Source organism: Mesorhizobium neociceri (assembly GCF_013520985.1).
Taxonomy (GTDB): domain Bacteria; phylum Pseudomonadota; class Alphaproteobacteria; order Rhizobiales; family Rhizobiaceae; genus Mesorhizobium; species Mesorhizobium neociceri.
This window is the reverse complement of sequence record NZ_JACDTY010000003.1, coordinates 39,256-55,917: the sequence shown is the minus strand read 5'-3', so window position 1 is coordinate 55,917 and position 16,662 is coordinate 39,256. Positions and strand designations below refer to the sequence as shown.

The following is a 16,662-nucleotide window of genomic DNA, read 5'->3' as shown; positions in this document are numbered from 1 at the left end:
CTTCCGGGCCTTTCTTTATCCAGCGACGGCCAGACCAATGCCGACACCGATTGCCACCCCAATGGCCAAGCGAAGCCAATTCTATCTCGCTCGGGTCTGATGCAGCCGCATCAGATCGTCAAGAAACGCGGTCCATGGTCGTTCTCTCCTTCGCATGTAGATCAACGCCTCGCTGGCAAGATCGAGCAGAACACGTGGAACGATCCGGAAGGCGAGCCTGACCTTGGCTGGACCGGCATTGCTACCGGCTGGCGCGAAGGCGATCCGATCTCCTCGATCGAGCCGAACGGCGACGAACTGGACTTTAATGGCGACGAGGGAGGCCGGCACGAGGCGCGTATCCGTCGTGATTGGAAGTGGCAGTTATCAAGCTCGATCGGTTCGTGCGGCTCAGGCTCGCTTCATGCAGTGCGCGCACGGTGGGTGACAAATGGCCAGCGCCAAGTACATGCATATCTGCTAAAATACGAGCCGTCCCGCACATTCAAGCGTGACCGACATATGGGAGGACGCGATGAAAACCATGAATCGCAGGTCTGCAATTGCGCTCGGTGTTACGGCCGCTGTGGTAACGCCTCTGTTCACCCTGGTAGCGTCTGCGAAGACCAAGAAATATGGCCCGAAGGAAGGCAAGGAGATTGCCCCAGGCGTCAGAGTCGTGGAGGTCGGCACAGGAAACTCCGACATTCCTGCTTACAAGAGCATTTCAATCGTTGACGTCGTGTTTCAGCCCGGGGCACACGCTCCCGCAATGATGATGGACAACGACATGGTCTGCACGATCACCGCAGGTGCATTCACGATCAAGAAAGCGGACAAGGAATTCAAGCTCAAGGAAGGCGACGTATACACGTGCTCCAAGGGCAAGACCGACGAAGCGACCAATACAAGCAAGGTGGTCGGCATACATCGCATCGCCGTCTTGATACCTGCCTGACAACCATACTTCTCCCGGTCAGGGCAATCGAGTCCTGGCCGGGGGCTTTTGCTGCGGGCGATCCCACCGTTCTGCCCCGAACATTGACAATGCGGCGAAACACCGGCCAATCTGTGTTTCCTAAAACAAGAGCAGACGGAGGGAAACGATGAAGAGGACCTACGAGAAGCCGATCCTGGTAAAGCGCCAGAAGCTGTCGCAAGTGACAGCGCAGGAAGTCTCGTCCGTCGAGCCGCAATGATAGGTCTGACGCCGACAGGCCTCGGTGCAGCCGCCGGCGCGACGCCACAATCTCGCCCGGTTCCGGACACAATCGATTAATACGCTGATAAGCAATTCCTGCGCACAAGGGGATGGGGATTGGCGCGTCGCAGGCATTGCTGCTCTGGCTCCGCCGAAATTCTAAAAGCGGTGCCTGTGTCGACACGGTAGGGGACATCAGAAAACATGCAGACCACGACGCATCGGCGTCTTCGTCGCGCTCCTGCTTTGGTCTTGTGCGCTCTTTCGGCGGTGTTGCTGGCCGCTTGTGCGTCGCCGCAACCGAAGGCGATGGTCGACACCCGCAAGCCGCGCTCGAAGGAATATTTTGCCGAGACCGAGTATGGCGTGAAAGCCAGCCCGCGCGTCCAATACATGCGGCGCGGCGGCGGCCGCGACCAGTTGGGCAAGCCCTATCAGGTGCGCGGCAAGTGGTACTATCCCAAGGAAGACAAGCGCTACGCCAAGGTCGGTCTTGCCTCCTGGTACGGCGATGCCTTCCACGGCCGGCTGACCGCCAATGGCGAAGTCTATGACATGACGCATCTGACGGCAGCGCACCCGACCATGCCGCTGCCGAGCTACGCCCGCGTCACCAACCTCGAAACCGGCAGTTCGGTTATCGTGCGCGTGAACGACCGTGGCCCGTACCATGAAGGCCGCATCATCGACGTCTCGGAGCGTGCCGCGCAGATGCTCGACTACGCCAAGGTTGGGACCGCCAAGGTGAAGGTTGAATATGTCGGCCGCGCTCCGCTCGATGGCGACGACGATCAGTATCTGATGGCATCCTACCATCCTGGCAACCGGATACCGGACCCGTCGGATGGCTTGCCGACCGGCGTTATGGTGGCGATGGCCGGCCCATCGCCTAGCCTATCTGTTGGCGCACCACCTGCCGCCGTGCCGTTTCCCGGCCAGCTGACGAATTCTGGCACCGAAGCGCAGCCGGTAATGTCGATGCAGGCACCGGCTTCAAGCGACGTGACACTGCCTGAATTCGGGCCGATCGTGCCTCAGCGTCCGGAATCGCCCTTTGCCGTGGCCTCGCTGTCCTATGCGGATGAACGCGTGCAGCGGGCCGACGTGTTTGCAGCCCTCGATGACCAGGGCATGTCGCCGGCCGACATCCTGCGGTCGTGGAAGACATCCAACCCGCAGGCAGCGCCTGCTGTCTCGGATTATGTCGCGGCCGGCTCCTTCGACGATGCCGCCGAGGCAAAGCGGGTGGCTGAAGCCCTCGAGCCCTTCGGAAGGACCGAAATCCAGAGCACCGAACTCGACGGCAATGACTGGTACGCGGTCAATCTCTATCCGGATGGCCACGGCAATGTCGATGACCTCCTGCGCGCGGCATGGTCGCATGGCGCGCCAGACGCGCTGGCTGTGCGCAACTGATCAACAAGGCCGGCTTTGCCATTGCGCGGTTGATCCGCCGGGAAGAAGCCTGATAGCTTTGCAGCAAGTTTCCTGCAGGCCAACAGGTCGAGCCTCTCATGCGATTTCGCCTTGTCCACCCTTTTGCCGGGCTTTTGGGTCTTGGCCTCTTGTTCGCCGCGCTGGTCCCGGCGAACGCGCAGCTTTTTGAGACCAAGGCTACACAGGCTTTCATGATCGATGCCGAAACCGGCACGGTGCTGTTTTCCAAGGATGCCGACCAACCTATACCGCCGGCCTCAATGGCCAAGCTGATGACCATGGAAATGGTCTTCAACGCCATCAAGTCGAAGCGCATGACCCTGGACGACACTTTCGTGGTCTCGGAGAATGCCTGGCGCAAGGGCGGCGCCCCGTCAGGAACGTCGACCATGTTCGCCAAGCTCAAATCGGCGGTCCGGGTCGAGGACCTGATCCAGGGCGTCACCATACAGGCCGCCAATGACGGCTGCATGGTGCTGGCCGAGGGCATGGCGGGCTCCGAAGAGAATTTCGCCGCGCAGATGAACGATCGCGCCCGCCAGATCGGGCTGGCGAAATCGACATTCGTCAATTCGACCGGCCTGCCGGCCGACGGACAGCAGACGACAGTGCGCGAACTGGCGCAGCTTGGCCTGCATATGTGGCGCGAATACCCCGATCTCTACCTCTATTACGGCCGGGCCGATTTCACCTGGAACAAGATTTCGCAAAGGAACCGCAACCCGCTGCTGGCCATGGGGATCGGCGCCGATGGGCTGGCGGTCGGTTCAAGCGAGGCGAGTGGTTTCGGCATCGTCGGCTCGGTCAGCCATGACGGTACGCGGGTGATAGCGGCGATGAGCGGATTGGCGAACGATCGCGAGCGTGCCGAGGAGGCCCGAAAGCTGCTCGAATGGGGCGTCCGCTCTTTCGAGAAGACCGAAATTTTCGCCAGCAATGAAGTGGTCGGCGAAGCCCAGGTGTTCGGCGGCGCCAAATCCGGCGTCGCGCTGAAGGCAAAGGCGCCGATCAACGTGCTGCTGCCGATCGCCCACCGCGACAAGCTGACCGCAAAGATTGTCTATCAGGGGCCGGTGTCGGCGCCGGTGGAGGAGGGCCAGCCCGTCGGTACGCTGCGCATCTGGATCGGCGACACGCTGAGCCAGGAGACACCGCTTTTCGCAGCCGAATCGGTCGGCGTCGGCACATTGCCGCAACGCGCGCTGGATGCCGCCAAGGAACTGGCGGTAGGCTGGCTGCGTTAACTCCTGCGGCGTGGACCTTTTCTCAGGCGCGGACTATGACGTCAGCGCAAAGCAGGACAAAGGCCTTTCGATTGGCAAGCGGATTTTTCATCACCTTCGAAGGCGGCGAGGGCGCCGGCAAGTCGACGCAGATCGAGCGGCTGGCCAGGAAGATGCGCGCCAAGAAGTATGATGTCCTCGTCACCCGCGAACCTGGCGGCTCACCCGGCGCCGAGGCGGTCAGGCATGTGCTCTTGTCCGGCGCCGCCGAGCCGTTCGGACCGAAGATGGAGGCGCTGCTATTTGCCGCCGCGCGTTCCGACCATGTCGAGCAGGTCATCCGGCCGGCGGTGGAGCGCGGCTCCATCGTGCTGTGCGACCGTTTCCTGGACTCGTCGCGCGTCTACCAGGGCGTCACCGGCGGCCTCGATCCGGCCTTCATGGAAGCGCTGGAAGAGGTCGCCATCAACGGCATGATGCCTGACATGACGCTGATCCTCGACATCGACCCCGCCGAGGGCCTGCGACGCGCCACCGCGCGGCGTGGTGCCGACGACGGTCCGGACCGCTTCGAAAAAGAGACGCTGGACATCCACCAGCGCCGCCGCGATGCCTTCCTGGCGATTGCCGCCGCCGAGCCGAACCGCTGCATCGTCATCGACGCGTCGGCGTCTCCCGATACGGTGGAGGACGTCGTCACGGCGGCGGTGTTTGCCGCACTCGAGGCGAGGGCGCCCGCGCGCAACAGACAGGCGGCGCCCGCATGATCTTCGAACGCATCGCCCCCGAACAGCACGACACGCTGGACGGTGTACCGGAGCCGTCCGAAACGCCGCGTCTGGTCGGCCATGAGCAGGCGGCCGCGATGCTCGCTGCCGCCTATCGCTCGGGAAAATTGCCGCATGCGCTGATCTTCGCCGGGCCGGTCGGCATCGGCAAGGCAACGCTCGCCTTTCATCTGGCGCATCATCTGTTGAAGCATCCGGCCTTCGAACAGGCGCCGGACGTGTTTGCCGTTCCTGATCCGGCCTCATCGCTGTTTCGCCAGATCGCCACCGGCGCGCATCCCGGCGTGCTGCATCTGACGCGGCCGTTGAACGACAAGACCAAGAGCTTCAAGACCGTCGTCACCGTCGATGAGATCCGCAAGGTCAACCGCTTCCTGTCGCTGACCTCGCATGACGGCAGCTACCGGGTGGTGATCGTCGATCCGGCCGACGACATGAACATCAACGCCGCCAATGCCTTGCTGAAAAACCTTGAGGAGCCGCCGACCCGCACTCTGTTTATCCTGATCGTCCATGCGCCGGGCAGCCTGTTGCCGACGATCCGCTCGCGCTGCCAGATGGTGCGGCTGGCACCGCTTGATGCCGGCAGCCTGATGAGCGTTCTGGAAACCGTCGAGCCGCCACCGCCGGCCGATCCGGCGGCGCGCGCGGCTCTGGCAGAGCGGGCAGGGGGCAGCGCCCGCAATGCGATCCTGTTGACCCAATATGGCGGGCTGGAGATTGCCGGCACGCTCGACGCGCTGGTGACGGCGGGCAAGAACGACGTCGCCGGCGCCTATCGCCTTGCCGAGGCCGTCGCCGGCCGCGACCAGGCGATCCAGTTCGACATCTTCAACCGCCGCGCGCTGGATCTGCTCTCGGCGGGCGCCAGCGAAGCAGCCCTGGCCGGCGACCTCCAGCGGGCGAAAACACTGTCGGACACTTGGCACGAGGCGCTGAACGCTATATCTGAGACCGATACCTACAATCTCGACAAGAAGCAGCACGCCTTGACCATGATCGACCGCCTGAATTCCGCAATGCGAATGTGACCGGATCCGGCCTCGGGTCGGGATGGCAATCGCCGTCTCGATGCGATATCCACCGCCTCACATTCAATTCGGACATTCATGACGGTTCATTCATGTCACGCGACACATTCTACATCACGACGCCGATTTTCTATCCGAACGGCAAGCCGCATATCGGCCACGCCTATACCGTAATTGCCACCGACGCGCTGGCCCGCTTCCAGCGCCTGGACGGCAAGGACGTGTTCTTCCTGACCGGCACCGACGAACACGGCCTCAAGATGCAGCAGACAGCTGAGAAGGAAGGCATCACGCCTCTGGCGCTGGCCGACCGCAATTCAGCGATCTTCCGTTCGATGACCGAGGCGATGGGCGGCTCGAATGATGACTACATCCGCACGACGGAACCACGCCACTACGCGTCCTGCCAGGCGATCTGGAAGGCGATGGCCGCCAATGGCGACATCTATCTCGACCGCTATAGCGGCTGGTATTCGGTCCGCCAGGAAGCCTATTTCGAAGAGGGCGAAACCACGCTCGGCGACGACGGTGTGCGACGCGAGCCGCTTGGCTCGCCCGTCGAGTGGAACGAGGAGGAAAGTTATTTCTTCCGGCTTTCCGCCTACCAGGACAAATTGCTTGCGCTGTACGAAAACCAGCCCGATTTCATCGGTCCGGCCGAGCGCCGAAATGAGGTGATGAGCTTCGTCAGGTCCGGCCTCAAGGATATCTCGATCTCGCGCACGACCTTCAATTGGGGCGTGCCGGTGCCTGGTGATGACAAGCATGTGATGTATGTCTGGGTCGATGCCTTGACCAACTACATCACCGCCGCTGGTTATCCCGACACCAAGGCCGAGCAATGGCGCTACTGGCCGGCCACGCACATAATCGGCAAGGACATCGTCCGCTTTCATGCGGTCTATTGGCCGGCTTTCCTGATGTCGGCGGGCATCGAACTGCCAAAGCGCGTGTTCGCACATGGCTTCCTGTTCAACCGCGGCGAGAAAATGTCGAAGTCGGTCGGTAATGTCGTCGACCCCTTCACCATGGTCGAGCATTACGGCCTCGACCAGGTGCGCTATTTCTTCCTGCGCGAAGTGCCGTTCGGCCAGGACGGCAGCTACAGCCATGACGCAATCGTCAACCGCACCAATGCCGACCTTGCCAACGGCCTCGGCAATCTGGCGCAGCGTTCGCTGTCTATGATTGCCAAGAACTGCGGCGGTGTGGTGCCGCAGCGCGGCGACCTCCTGGATGCCGATGGCGCGATCCTCGACCAGGCGGTGGAAGCGCTGGCCACGGCGCGCAAGGCGATGGCGGAACAGGGCATCCATCTGGCGCTGGCGGCGATCTTCGGAGTGGTGGCGGAAGCCGACCGCTACTTCGCCTCGCAGGCACCCTGGGCGCTGAAGAAGACCGATCCGGCGCGCATGGAAACGGTGCTGTGGACGACCGCCGAGCTGGTACGGCGCGTGGCGTTGCTGTGCCAGCCCTACATTCCGGGGTCGGCCGCGAAGCTGCTCGACCTGCTGGCGGTGCCGGCGGACAATCGTGACTTTGCGCATGTCCACGCAGATTATGCACTCGTGCCCGGTACGGCATTGCCTGTGCCAGAGGGCGTCTTTCCGCGCTACGTCGAAAAGCCGGAGGCGAGCGCCTGATGCTCGTCGACAGCCATTGCCATCTCGACTTTCCGGACTTCGCCGAGGAGCGGGCGGCCATCGTCGCCCGCGCCAAGGCCGCCGGCATAGGTCGCATGGTGACGATCTCGACACGTGTGAAGCGGTTTCAGCAAGTGCTTGAGATCGCTGAGAGTTTCGACGAGGTCTATTGCTCGGTCGGCACCCATCCGCACAATGCCGGCGAAGAGCTGGATGTAACGGCTGCGGAGCTTGTGCGCCTCTCCGCGCATCCAAAGGTGGTGGCGATCGGCGAGGCCGGGCTCGACTATTACTACGACAAGGCGCCGCGCGATGCGCAAGCGCAGGGCTTTCGCACCCACATATCAGCTGCGCGCGAGACGGGCCTGCCGCTGGTCATCCATTCGCGCGATGCCGACGACGACATGGCTGCCATCCTCGAAGACGAAACAGGAAAGGGCGCCTTCCCCTTCATCCTGCACTGTTTTTCCTCGGGGCGCCGGCTGGCCGAGGTCGGCGTGGCGCTTGGCGGCTATGTGTCGTTCTCCGGCATACTGACCTTCAAGAACTCCGCCGAGTTGCGCGCTATCGCAGCCGATGTGCCGCATGACCGGCTGCTGGTCGAGACCGACGCGCCCTATCTGGCGCCGGTGCCGTTCCGCGGCAAGCGCAACGAGCCGGCCTATGTCGCGCATACGGCCAAGGTGCTGGCCGAAACGATCGGCGTCGACGAGGCCGAGATCGCGGCACTGACGACGGCCAATTTCTTCCGGCTATTCGGCAAGATGCCGCGGCCCTCCGGGCTCTGACGCATGAGTGACCGGCTGCGCCTCACCATTCTCGGCTGCGGCTCGTCGCCCGGCACGCCGCGCATCACCGGAGACTGGGGCAATTGCGACCCGGCCAATCCGAAGAACCGGCGCACGCGCTCCGCGGCACTGGTCGAGCGGATAGCGGCGAATGGCTTGAGGACTACCGTCGTCATCGACACCGGGCCTGACTTCCGCGAGCAGATGCTGATGGCTGCGGTACGGCGCATCGACGCCGTCGTCTATACGCATCCGCACGCCGACCACATCCACGGCATCGACGATCTGCGCGGCTACGTGCTGGAGCAACGCCATCTGATCGATGTCCACGCCGACCAGCCGACCATGCTTAGGTTGCGCGAAGCGTTCGGCTATTGCTTCGAGACGCCGCTGGGCAGCTCTTACCCACCGATTGTCAGGCCGCACATCATCGATCACGCAAGACCGGTGACGATCGAAGGCGAGGGCGGTGCCCTCACCCTGGAGCCGCTGCCGCAGATCCATGGCGACATCATTTCGCTCGGTTTCCGCATCGGCGGCCTGGCCTATTGCCCTGATATCAGCGATTTCCCGGATGCCACTGCCGAGCGGCTGCGCGGCCTGGAGATGCTGGTCATCGATGCCTTGCAGTACAACACCCATCCCAGCCATCTGTCGCTTGGCCAGGCGCTCGGCTGGATTGAAGAACTGACGCCGAAACACGCCGTTCTGACGCATATGCACGTGCCGCTCGACTATGCCACGGTGATGGCCGAGACGCCGGACACCGTGGTCCCAGCCTATGACGGCATGGTAATCGAAATTCCTTATGAATCAGCGTGATACGGCAAACCTCTCATAAGGGTGTTCGGCTCTTCGGTCCGAATATCAGCAGCGTCCCAATTCGCTCATAGCCCATGCGGGGATAAAGCAACGCCCCGGCATGCGTCGCCATCAGCACCGAGCACCGCGACCCACAAGCCCGGTCGTCCTGCAGCATTTTAGACATCAGCGCCTGGCCGATGCCGCGACGCCGGTGCGAAGGTTCGACATACATTGCCGAGCACCATGTGGCGCCGACAGCGTCTATGCTGCGCACACGCCCGACGATAGCGTCGCCATCGAGCGCCACATATTGGCGGAACGGCGCGCCGTCGCCGAGCAGATCGGCCGCGATTGGCCGCCTGCGTATGATCTTTGCCAGCTGCGCCGCTCGTTCGACTGTCTGCACGCGCTCAACCGAGACAGCGGCTGGCGGATCCGGGATCTGGCGCAATGGCTGGACGAAAAAACCTTCCGTCCGCAGCAGGCGGTAGCCGAGAGCCTTGTAGGCGGTTCGCACCAGCTGATCTTGTTCGCCGTCGGCGATCACGACCGAAACAGCAAAGCCCGGCCGCGCGTGCTGCCGCACGATCGCATCGGCTTCCTCGGCGGTGACGTCATGGACGACCCATTCTTCGCCGCGATAGTCGCGAGCATTCTTGCGCTCGGCATCGCGCATCAGCCACAAAGGCCCGACGCGGCTGGCCTCATACGGAAAGCTGCGGCTCTTGTCGGCACTGAAGCCGTGCACGAACACGTCGATCGCTACTTCGATGTCACGCTTTGCTGTTGTCATCCATGCAGCGTAGCGTTGGCCATCAGCTCAAGGCAACACGCGTCGACCGTGCCAAGCCTATGAAAATCAGCAGCAATTCCCAGCTACGGCCCAATGCGCAAGTTCCATAATCTATCTTATGCGACTTTTATGGGTGGATGCCGCATAGCCGGCTTAGGGCTGCCCGTTGCCCGACAGGATCTGCAACGTTCCCCGCGTGGCATTGCGGAACGCATCGTCGAAACTGACGCCACGCACCTGCCAGCGATACTCCCTACCCTTGAAGCCGAGCCGCCAGTCGCCGACCCAACCCAGCGCTTCCTGGCGCCATGCTAAAGTGCCGGAAAGCGAAGCATCGCCGCCCAGGGTGTCGGCCACGTCGGCAAGCGCGACATCCTGCGGTTTGGGGAGCTCCAGCGGCAAACCGGTCCGATGCGCGGCGTCCGCTAACGCGCCACGCATATCCGCCACAAGCTCGCCGCCGCCATCGCGCACCAGCGTGAAGCTGTCACCCTTCATCGGCTTTATGTCGAGCAGTGCTACGATAGCGGGCCGCGGCACCGGCCACGGTTTGCGCCCGAGCGACGCCAGCAAGGCATCGATCCTGTCTGGATCGAAATCAGCGGTGAGGTATTGCGGCCGGTCGTGCGTGCCCTGCTCGTCATGCGGCGGGCGGTTGTTGAGCAGATCGCGGTAGCTGACATCCGTGACATAGTCGGCTGCGTGCCGGCTCATTTCTGCCACGCGCGGATCGCCGATCAGCCGCGGGTCGCCGGAAACCTTGACCAGCACCTCTTCAAGGCACGGCGCCAGGCCCCAGGCCCGGTTCTCCTCGCCAGTGCCATTGGTCACCGATTGCGCGCGGTAGAGGCTGGCCCGGTCGATATCAGCGGCAGCGACGGGAAAGGCAATCAGCGCAGCCAACACAGCTGCCACAAACCCGAATTTCAAGCATCCAGGCATCCGCCGACCCTCCCGACCGGAACATCCGTCGGATCCATATTCCCGGTCATTTCAGGAATTTCAAGCGGCTGGAGGCCCGGCACCAGTCAGGTGGATGCCAGCTTTACCTGATAGCTCAGCACACGCTTTTCACCGGGTGCGATCAGCATCACGCCCGGCTTGTCGGCGAACTCGCCGTCGAAATCGACGGGGCTGGCAAGGCCGTGCCAGGGTTCGATGCACAGGAACGGCGCGCCACCGGGTTTCGACCAGACGCCCAATTCCTTGAAACCCTGCCACGACATCTCGATCGCCGGACCGTGCGCGGCGGCATAACGCACGCTGGTGCTGGCCGGCCGGTCGAGGATCACAGCGTCTGCGTCGAACAATCCTTCGGAGAGCGCCAGCGTTCTGCCTTCGACGGGCGTCGGCTGCGGCGCAGCCAGCACCAAGCCGTCCTTCAGCCGACGGATCGGCGCCGGCTCGTCAGCGACAAAGGTCAAGCGGTAGTCGGTCTTGGCGAGGCCTTGCAGCAACGGCCAATTGAATGCTGGATGCGCCCCGATCGAGGCCGGCAGCGTCTCATCGCCGGTGTTGGTGATGGCGAAGCTCACACCGAGCTGCCGGTACTCCAGCGTGTAGGTGATGGCCAGGCGAAACGCGAAGGGATAGCGCGCGCGGGTGTCGGCGTCGTCGGTCAACACCAGTGTGCAGGATCGCGAACCCGTTTCAGCCCACACAAACGGCTTGTCGCGGGCAAATCCGTGCTGGGTCAAAGGATAGACCTGGCCGCGATGGCGCAGTTGGTCGCCCTTCAGCCGGCCGACGATCGGAAACAGCACCGGCGAATGCCGCCGCCATTCCGGCCCGGCTTGCCACAGAATCTCCAGCCCTTCGGCGTTGCGCAAGGAGATGAGTTCAGCCCCCTGCCCGACAATGGTCGCCGAAATGCCGTCGCCGTGAAGCGTCACTTGTTCCATGCGTCCTCGCGAAACTGCGTGCGAGCAGCAGGTTAGCAAAGGCCGGCGTGGACTCAAGGGCGGCAAGACAGCGCGCTCCTAACAGAGCCGCGAGAATGACCCCATGGCAAAAACAACAGTGGCCGGAGGTTTGCTCCGGCCACTGCGAGATCGAGAGTGTTGCCTGCTACGGTTCAACTATTCGCGTTCGCCGGTGAAATTCAGCAGCAGCTGGAAGATGTTGACGAAGTTCAGGTAGAGCGACAGCGCGCCGAAGACGGCGAGCTTCTGCTGCGATTCCGCGTCGAAATTCTCGGCATACTGTTCCTTGATCGTCTGCGTGTCCCAGGCGGTCAGGCCGACAAACACGGCGATGCCGATCACCGAGATGGCGAATTGCAGCGCGGTCGAGCCGAGGAAGATGTTGACGACGCTGGCGATCACCACGCCGATCAGGCCCATGATCAGGAAGGACGAGAACTGGGTCAGGTCACGCTTGGTCGTGTAGCCGTAAAGGCTGGTCGCGCCGAACATGGTGGCGGCGATGAAGAAGGTGCGCGCGATGCTGGTGCCGGTGAAGACCAGGAACACCGAAGCCAGCGACAGGCCCATCACCGCACAGAAGGCCCAGAACATCGTCTGGGCGCTCGCCGCCGACATCGTCTGCATCTTGAACGAGAACAACAGCACGAAAGCGAGCGGCGCCAGCATCACCACCCATTTCAACGGGCTGGAAAAGATCGGCACGTAGAGAGCCGGCGTCGAGGCGACCACGAAGGCGATGACGCCGGTGACGACGAGGCCGACACCCATATAGTTGTAGACGCGCAGCATGTGGCTGCGCAGGCCCTCGTCATAGACGGCGCCGGCGCGAGCGCCGGTGCCGATTCGGTATCCCAAGTCAGGGGTGTTCATGCGGGTTCTCCTTATGTGAGGTCTCAATAAAGCGTTTTGGCGAGCGTCTCAGCGGCACGATCGAGATCGTGGACGTCGCTGCGCGCAACGACCGCGTAAGCGACCTCGCCGATCTGGAAATAGGCCGAGGAAATATCGCCCGAAGGTGCGATGGCAGGCTTGACCACGTCGAAGGTTCCGGGCCGGATCGCAAACAGCGAGACCAGTCCCATATCCTTCGTCTCCAGCGCCACCTCGACACTCGGCCCGAACCGCGACGGATAGATCTGCACGTCGCGGATCGTCCAGTCTTTGGGCAGCGACGGCATGACGATGGCTGTCGCGGCGCGGATTTCGTCGGCATTGTAGTTCGGTGCCTCGAGCTGCGAGGGCATCGCCTCGCGCATAAGCGTCGTCCTGTGCGCCCGGATCGCTTCTTCGACATAGGCGGGCGGCGGCGGCGAAGCCACCACCTTGGTCACCAGCAGCGGCCCGAACATGCCGTTCGCCAGCCAGCCGGCGGCAACAAAGACGGCGACCGCGGCCGCCCGCTGCAGCACGGCGAAGGCGCGGCGACTGACCAGTCCCCTGCCCAGCCGGCGCGCGACTTCCGTCGTCGCCGGCCGCGCCATTCCTGTGGAAGCAGCCAACGCCAGGCGCAGTTCGTCGCGCGTCCTCAAGTCGGACATCACCCGCGCCGCTGCTTCCGGACGCGCCGACAGAAACGCTTCGACCTCGATGCGGCGCGCGACATCCAGTTGGTCGTCGACATAGGCGTCGAGATCGGTATCGGTCACCGGGTCCCGCAACAGATCGGTCATGACGGGTCTCCCACGATCCTCAGATGGTTCTTGGCCGGCGAAGGCGCAGCGCTCTCCATCGAGCGCAGTGCCGCGCGCGCCCTGCCGATGCGCGACATCAGCGTGCCCAGCGGTACCCCGCTGGCGTCGGCGGCCTCCTGATAGGAGAGGCCCTCGATGGCGACCAGATGCAGCGCCGAGCGCTGTTCTTCCGGCAGGCTGAAAAAGCCGTCGCGCACCTGCGCCAGGCGCACGGAATGTTCCTGTGGCGCCGGCGTGCTGGCATCAGTGAGATAGCCGGCCTGTTCGACGCGCGCCGCTTCCGAACGGCGCGAGCGCATCTTGTCGATAAAAGCGTTGTGGACGATCGACAGCAGCCATGCCCGCAGATTGCCGCCGGAACGGAATGTGCCGCGCCGCTCATAGGCGCGCACCAGCGCATCATGCACCAGATCCTCGGCGTCAGTGCTGTCGCGCGTCAGCGAGCGGGCGTAGCGCCGCAACGAACCCAGCTGTCCAACTATATCGAAGCGTGGCATCGACCGTTTCATGCCCTGTTTACGGAGCATGTGGGGATTTTAATCCCTCGCACGCCAAAACTTTCTGCGGGCTCGGACGCCTATGCCCTCAGGCGGCACACAGCTTTCTGAACGCTCCGATCGCTGCGGCCACCCTTGCGTCGACATCCTTGTCTGAAGGAGCGGGCAGCGTGCGATTGACCCGCCGGACCTGCAGGTCGCTGATCAGCAGGGCCAGGAACCATTCGGCCGCGATACGGGTGGAGGGCGCAGCCAGCGCCCTGCCCTCCAGCCCGCGCTGGATCAAGGCCTCGATCAGCGGAAACACGGTGTCGCGGCCTGCACCGGCGATCGCGGCGCCCAGTTCGCCGCTCTCGTCGGCGGCAGCCGCGCGATTCAGAGAAATCGCTCGCTCGCCAAGCAACATCGACAGCAAGGTCGGGGCGACATTTTCGAGGCTCGTCAAAGGCTCCGCCTCGTCCCTGATTGCCTGCTCCAGTGCCACTTTGGTCGCCCTTGCATTGCTTTCGACCATCGCCTTGAACAGGCCTGTCTTGTCGCCATACCAGCGATAGAGCGTTTCGTTGGATGCCCTCGCCTGTTTGGCGATGCTGAGCATCGAAGCCCCGCCATAGCCTCTTTCGTTGAGGAGCTTGTAGGCCGCCTTCTCGATCTCAGCCTGACGCTCCGCTTTGGTCTCTTCGCGCAATTCCACTCTCCGAAAACCTCTTGACCGGAAGCGTACACATATGTACGCCTATGTAAAGGTGTACATACGTGTACGGTTTGACGGAGGCCGCGATGCGTAGAATGGTGGTGGGACTATCGGTCATTTCGATCATCCTTGCCGGCGCAATTTTCGGATTTTTCTACGCCTGGGTCTGCTCGACAATGTGGGGGCTCGACCAGGCCGATCCCCGCGTGGCAATCAAGGCCATGCAAGCGATGAATGCCTCGGTTCGCAATGCGGTTTTCTTTCCCGCATTCTTCCTGACGCCGGTGGTTCTGGGTCTCACCGCTGCGGCCGCGCGCTACGGCGGCCACAAGGTGCCTGCCTTCTGGTTCGCTGCAGCAGGAGCCGTCTATCTGGGCTTTGGCCTTATCCTGACCTTATCGGTGAACGTCCCTATGAACGAGGCCCTGGCCGCAACTGCCGTTCCTGACGATATCACGACGGCGCGACAGGTCTGGCAAGACTATTCGGGCCGATGGCAATTCTGGAATCAGGTTCGGACCCTGACCTCGGGCATAGCCTTGGCTCTTGCCGGCTATGGCCTGGCAAGATTACAGCCCTAGGAAGCGTTCAGGCCCGATTGACTGCTGCAATAAGAGCGAAATCTGCCTCTCAACGCCCATCTCCCGCGCGGCAGATGTTTGCACTATGCTGGTGGTTTAGCCTTCCCGTCTTTGCAGAGGAGCAAAAGATGGTCGGTGGGGATCGGGTGACGGGTGCCGCGGCGCTGCCGATCGTCGGCCGGGTGTTCATAATCCTTGGCATTGTCGGACTGATCGTTTCCGGCGTGCTGGCCATCGTCGAGATGTACGGCCCCCGCACCGCTTTGGCGACGGGCAGGATTGTCGCCGCCGAATACAATCCCCGCATCGAATTCTCGACAGCAGACGGCACCGTCATCCGCTTCAACAATGCCGTCCACAGCTCGTTCTGGGGCGATGGCGACAGCGTCCCTGTCGCCTACGATCCAACCAATCCGCAGAATGCCTCCGTCGACAGCTTCGCCGGCCGCTGGTTCCTTGCCGGGTTGGCCGGCATGCTCGGTGGTTTCTTCCTGCTGACCGGCATTGTGCTCATCGTGCTTGGACGGGTGCTTATGCGGCGGGTCATCACGAATTCAAGGCCATAGTCGCCTTGCTGTCGGAGGGCGCACCGCGCCCGTCGCACAGCATCGAGGCGGAGCCGCGGGAAAAGGCATTCGCATCAAGCAGCTGGCGACGCATTGATCGCTCGGCGGTGTCCTAAGGTCGTTCGCCGCGTCGAAGCCTGCCCTCGATTACCGCAATCACCGGCAGCAGATCGGCCACCCCGTTGACGACATAGTGCGCACCAGCGGCGCTGAGCTTGGCCGCCGCCTCGGCGCGCTTGGTGCGGAACAGTTCGGGCGCCATTGCCTGGGTTTCCGCCAGAGTGTGGCCGAAGACATTGCCGGTGACCGACACGCCGACCGTCCAGGCGCCGGCATTGATGCCTTCTGCAATGCCGACCTCGGTGTCGTCGACCTTGACGCTGAGCCATGGCGGATAGACGCCGAGTTCGGTCAGCGCCTTCCACAGCATGAACGGCGTCGGCCTGCCGTCCGGCGTATCACCGGTGCAGACCAGGCAATCCGGCGCAAAACCGTGCGCTGCCGCCCCAGGCAGGATCTCGGCCATGATGTCGCGTGTGTAGCCGGTGGTCGAGCCGATCTTGAGGCCGTGCGCGCGCAGCGTTGCGACCACGTCGGCCACGCCGGGAATGACATCGGAAAAGCGAGCCGCCACCGCCCGGTTCTTCGGCACGAAGACGTCATAGACGGTGTCGATGTCGGCCTCGGTCGGGGCGTGCCCATGCTGCCTGGCCCAGGCGGTCGAGATCCTCGGCAGCGCCATCAGCGCGGCAATGTGCTGGCGCTTGGCCATGCCCATCGGCCCACGCGCCTCCTCGATGCTGATGGCGACCCCGAATTCCTGGAAAGCTTCGACGAAGGCGCCCATCGGCGCCAGCGAGCCATGATCGACGACGGTGCCGGCCCAGTCGAAAACGACGGCGCGAAGCAGATGCTGGGTGGTCATCAGGCGATCTTTCTGGCGTCTGTGATGCCTATTCAGACTACGCCGATGTGACAGGAGCGTGTAGGCAAGCCACCTGTAGGCCAGGGGGAGACAGAG

At 63.1% G+C, this 16,662-nt stretch carries 20 protein-coding genes; 11 read left to right on the top strand and 9 right to left on the bottom strand.

The window, feature by feature from the left end:
- Positions 1 to 81 precede the first annotated feature (81 nt).
- Positions 82 to 330, bottom strand: a complete 249-nt coding sequence (locus H0241_RS08190) for a hypothetical protein (RefSeq protein ID WP_181056936.1) — start codon at positions 328 to 330, stop codon at positions 82 to 84.
- Positions 331 to 514: 184 nt separating this feature from the next.
- Between H0241_RS08190 and H0241_RS08185 the strand changes: the two genes are divergently transcribed.
- The 9 genes from H0241_RS08185 to H0241_RS08150 all read left to right on the top strand — a co-directional run bounded on the left by H0241_RS08185 (position 515) and on the right by H0241_RS08150 (position 8,912).
- Complete coding sequence (locus tag H0241_RS08185; protein ID WP_181056935.1) at positions 515 to 937, top strand: hypothetical protein; 423 nt, start codon at positions 515 to 517, stop codon at positions 935 to 937.
- A gap of 148 nt (positions 938 to 1,085) precedes the next feature.
- Positions 1,086 to 1,178 carry a putative RiPP precursor gene (locus H0241_RS35385; protein ID WP_210284817.1) on the top strand — a complete coding sequence of 31 codons (93 nt, stop codon included), beginning with the start codon at positions 1,086 to 1,088 and terminating at the stop codon, positions 1,176 to 1,178.
- Positions 1,179 to 1,384: 206 nt separating this feature from the next.
- Entirely contained in the window at positions 1,385 to 2,596 is a 1,212-nt protein-coding gene (locus H0241_RS08180) for a septal ring lytic transglycosylase RlpA family protein (protein WP_181056934.1), read from the top strand.
- A 98-nt stretch (positions 2,597 to 2,694) separates the two neighbouring features.
- Positions 2,695 to 3,861: a D-alanyl-D-alanine carboxypeptidase family protein gene (locus H0241_RS08175; protein WP_181056933.1), complete on the top strand. Its 1,167-nt coding sequence runs from the start codon at positions 2,695 to 2,697 to the stop codon at positions 3,859 to 3,861.
- Between the two features lie 71 nt (positions 3,862 to 3,932).
- Complete coding sequence (tmk, locus tag H0241_RS08170) at positions 3,933 to 4,607, top strand: dTMP kinase (protein WP_181056932.1); 675 nt, start codon at positions 3,933 to 3,935, stop codon at positions 4,605 to 4,607.
- Positions 4,604 to 5,659 (top strand): DNA polymerase III subunit delta', encoded by a 1,056-nt coding sequence (locus H0241_RS08165; RefSeq protein ID WP_181056931.1) that lies wholly within the window; start codon positions 4,604 to 4,606, stop codon positions 5,657 to 5,659. Before tmk ends, H0241_RS08165 begins: the two co-directional genes overlap by 4 nt.
- Before the next feature lie 92 nt (positions 5,660 to 5,751).
- A complete protein-coding gene (gene metG / locus H0241_RS08160) occupies positions 5,752 to 7,302 on the top strand; it encodes a methionine--tRNA ligase (protein WP_181056930.1) in 1,551 nt (516 codons plus the stop codon).
- On the top strand, positions 7,302 to 8,090 hold the full coding sequence (locus H0241_RS08155; protein ID WP_181056929.1) for a TatD family hydrolase: 789 nt from the start codon (positions 7,302 to 7,304) through the stop codon (positions 8,088 to 8,090). Before metG ends, H0241_RS08155 begins: the two co-directional genes overlap by 1 nt.
- Before the next feature lie 3 nt (positions 8,091 to 8,093).
- Positions 8,094 to 8,912, top strand: coding sequence for an MBL fold metallo-hydrolase (locus H0241_RS08150; protein WP_181056928.1), 819 nt, complete (start codon positions 8,094 to 8,096; stop codon positions 8,910 to 8,912).
- 13 nt (positions 8,913 to 8,925) lie between these two features.
- On the opposite strand, the gene H0241_RS08145 is transcribed toward H0241_RS08150, so the two are convergent.
- From H0241_RS08145 to H0241_RS08115, 7 genes are all read right to left on the bottom strand, one after another.
- Entirely contained in the window at positions 8,926 to 9,687 is a 762-nt protein-coding gene (locus H0241_RS08145) for a GNAT family N-acetyltransferase (protein WP_181056927.1), read from the bottom strand.
- 153 nt (positions 9,688 to 9,840) lie between these two features.
- Positions 9,841 to 10,617, bottom strand: coding sequence for a DUF2066 domain-containing protein (locus H0241_RS08140; RefSeq protein ID WP_210284816.1), 777 nt, complete (start codon positions 10,615 to 10,617; stop codon positions 9,841 to 9,843).
- A 98-nt stretch (positions 10,618 to 10,715) separates the two neighbouring features.
- On the bottom strand, positions 10,716 to 11,588 hold the full coding sequence (locus H0241_RS08135) for an aldose 1-epimerase family protein (RefSeq protein ID WP_181056925.1): 873 nt from the start codon (positions 11,586 to 11,588) through the stop codon (positions 10,716 to 10,718).
- A 177-nt stretch (positions 11,589 to 11,765) separates the two neighbouring features.
- The gene (locus H0241_RS08130) at positions 11,766 to 12,482 is read right to left on the bottom strand and encodes a Bax inhibitor-1/YccA family protein (protein ID WP_181056924.1); all 717 of its coding nucleotides are present in this window, start codon (positions 12,480 to 12,482) and stop codon (positions 11,766 to 11,768) included.
- A 23-nt stretch (positions 12,483 to 12,505) separates the two neighbouring features.
- The gene (locus tag H0241_RS08125; protein WP_181056923.1) at positions 12,506 to 13,282 is read right to left on the bottom strand and encodes an anti-sigma factor family protein; all 777 of its coding nucleotides are present in this window, start codon (positions 13,280 to 13,282) and stop codon (positions 12,506 to 12,508) included.
- Positions 13,279 to 13,812 carry a sigma-70 family RNA polymerase sigma factor gene (locus H0241_RS08120; protein ID WP_407941734.1) on the bottom strand — a complete coding sequence of 178 codons (534 nt, stop codon included), beginning with the start codon at positions 13,810 to 13,812 and terminating at the stop codon, positions 13,279 to 13,281. Before H0241_RS08120 ends, H0241_RS08125 begins: the two co-directional genes overlap by 4 nt.
- Before the next feature lie 76 nt (positions 13,813 to 13,888).
- Entirely contained in the window at positions 13,889 to 14,494 is a 606-nt protein-coding gene (locus H0241_RS08115) for a TetR/AcrR family transcriptional regulator (RefSeq protein ID WP_328824640.1), read from the bottom strand.
- 62 nt (positions 14,495 to 14,556) lie between these two features.
- On the opposite strand from H0241_RS08115, the gene H0241_RS08110 reads away from it, so the two are divergent.
- Positions 14,557 to 15,075 carry an anthrone oxygenase family protein gene (locus H0241_RS08110; protein WP_407941730.1) on the top strand — a complete coding sequence of 173 codons (519 nt, stop codon included), beginning with the start codon at positions 14,557 to 14,559 and terminating at the stop codon, positions 15,073 to 15,075.
- A 128-nt stretch (positions 15,076 to 15,203) separates the two neighbouring features.
- Complete coding sequence (locus H0241_RS08105; protein WP_181056920.1) at positions 15,204 to 15,641, top strand: DUF3592 domain-containing protein; 438 nt, start codon at positions 15,204 to 15,206, stop codon at positions 15,639 to 15,641.
- Between the two features lie 112 nt (positions 15,642 to 15,753).
- On the opposite strand, the gene phnX is transcribed toward H0241_RS08105, so the two are convergent.
- A complete protein-coding gene (phnX, locus tag H0241_RS08100) occupies positions 15,754 to 16,566 on the bottom strand; it encodes a phosphonoacetaldehyde hydrolase (protein ID WP_181056919.1) in 813 nt (270 codons plus the stop codon).
- Positions 16,567 to 16,662: the final 96 nt, after the last annotated feature.

Bases quoted from the DNA above. Each gene is read 5' to 3' on its own strand.
- H0241_RS08130 (WP_181056924.1), bottom strand. From the start codon at position 12,482: ATGAACACCCCTGACTTGGGATACCGAATCGGCACCGGCGCTCGCGCC.
- H0241_RS08185 (WP_181056935.1), top strand. From the start codon at position 515: ATGAAAACCATGAATCGCAGGTCTGCAATTGCGCTCGGTGTTACGGCC.
- H0241_RS08120 (WP_407941734.1), bottom strand. From the start codon at position 13,812: ATGAAACGGTCGATGCCACGCTTCGATATAGTTGGACAGCTGGGTTCG.
- H0241_RS08150 (WP_181056928.1), top strand. From the start codon at position 8,094: ATGAGTGACCGGCTGCGCCTCACCATTCTCGGCTGCGGCTCGTCGCCC.
- phnX (WP_181056919.1), bottom strand. From the start codon at position 16,566: ATGACCACCCAGCATCTGCTTCGCGCCGTCGTTTTCGACTGGGCCGGC.
- H0241_RS08175 (WP_181056933.1), top strand. From the start codon at position 2,695: ATGCGATTTCGCCTTGTCCACCCTTTTGCCGGGCTTTTGGGTCTTGGC.
- H0241_RS35385 (WP_210284817.1), top strand. From the start codon at position 1,086: ATGAAGAGGACCTACGAGAAGCCGATCCTGGTAAAGCGCCAGAAGCTG.
- H0241_RS08155 (WP_181056929.1), top strand. From the start codon at position 7,302: ATGCTCGTCGACAGCCATTGCCATCTCGACTTTCCGGACTTCGCCGAG.
- H0241_RS08165 (WP_181056931.1), top strand. From the start codon at position 4,604: ATGATCTTCGAACGCATCGCCCCCGAACAGCACGACACGCTGGACGGT.
- metG (WP_181056930.1), top strand. From the start codon at position 5,752: ATGTCACGCGACACATTCTACATCACGACGCCGATTTTCTATCCGAAC.
- H0241_RS08135 (WP_181056925.1), bottom strand. From the start codon at position 11,588: ATGGAACAAGTGACGCTTCACGGCGACGGCATTTCGGCGACCATTGTC.
- H0241_RS08145 (WP_181056927.1), bottom strand. From the start codon at position 9,687: ATGACAACAGCAAAGCGTGACATCGAAGTAGCGATCGACGTGTTCGTG.
- H0241_RS08125 (WP_181056923.1), bottom strand. From the start codon at position 13,282: ATGACCGATCTGTTGCGGGACCCGGTGACCGATACCGATCTCGACGCC.
- H0241_RS08180 (WP_181056934.1), top strand. From the start codon at position 1,385: ATGCAGACCACGACGCATCGGCGTCTTCGTCGCGCTCCTGCTTTGGTC.
- H0241_RS08105 (WP_181056920.1), top strand. From the start codon at position 15,204: ATGGTCGGTGGGGATCGGGTGACGGGTGCCGCGGCGCTGCCGATCGTC.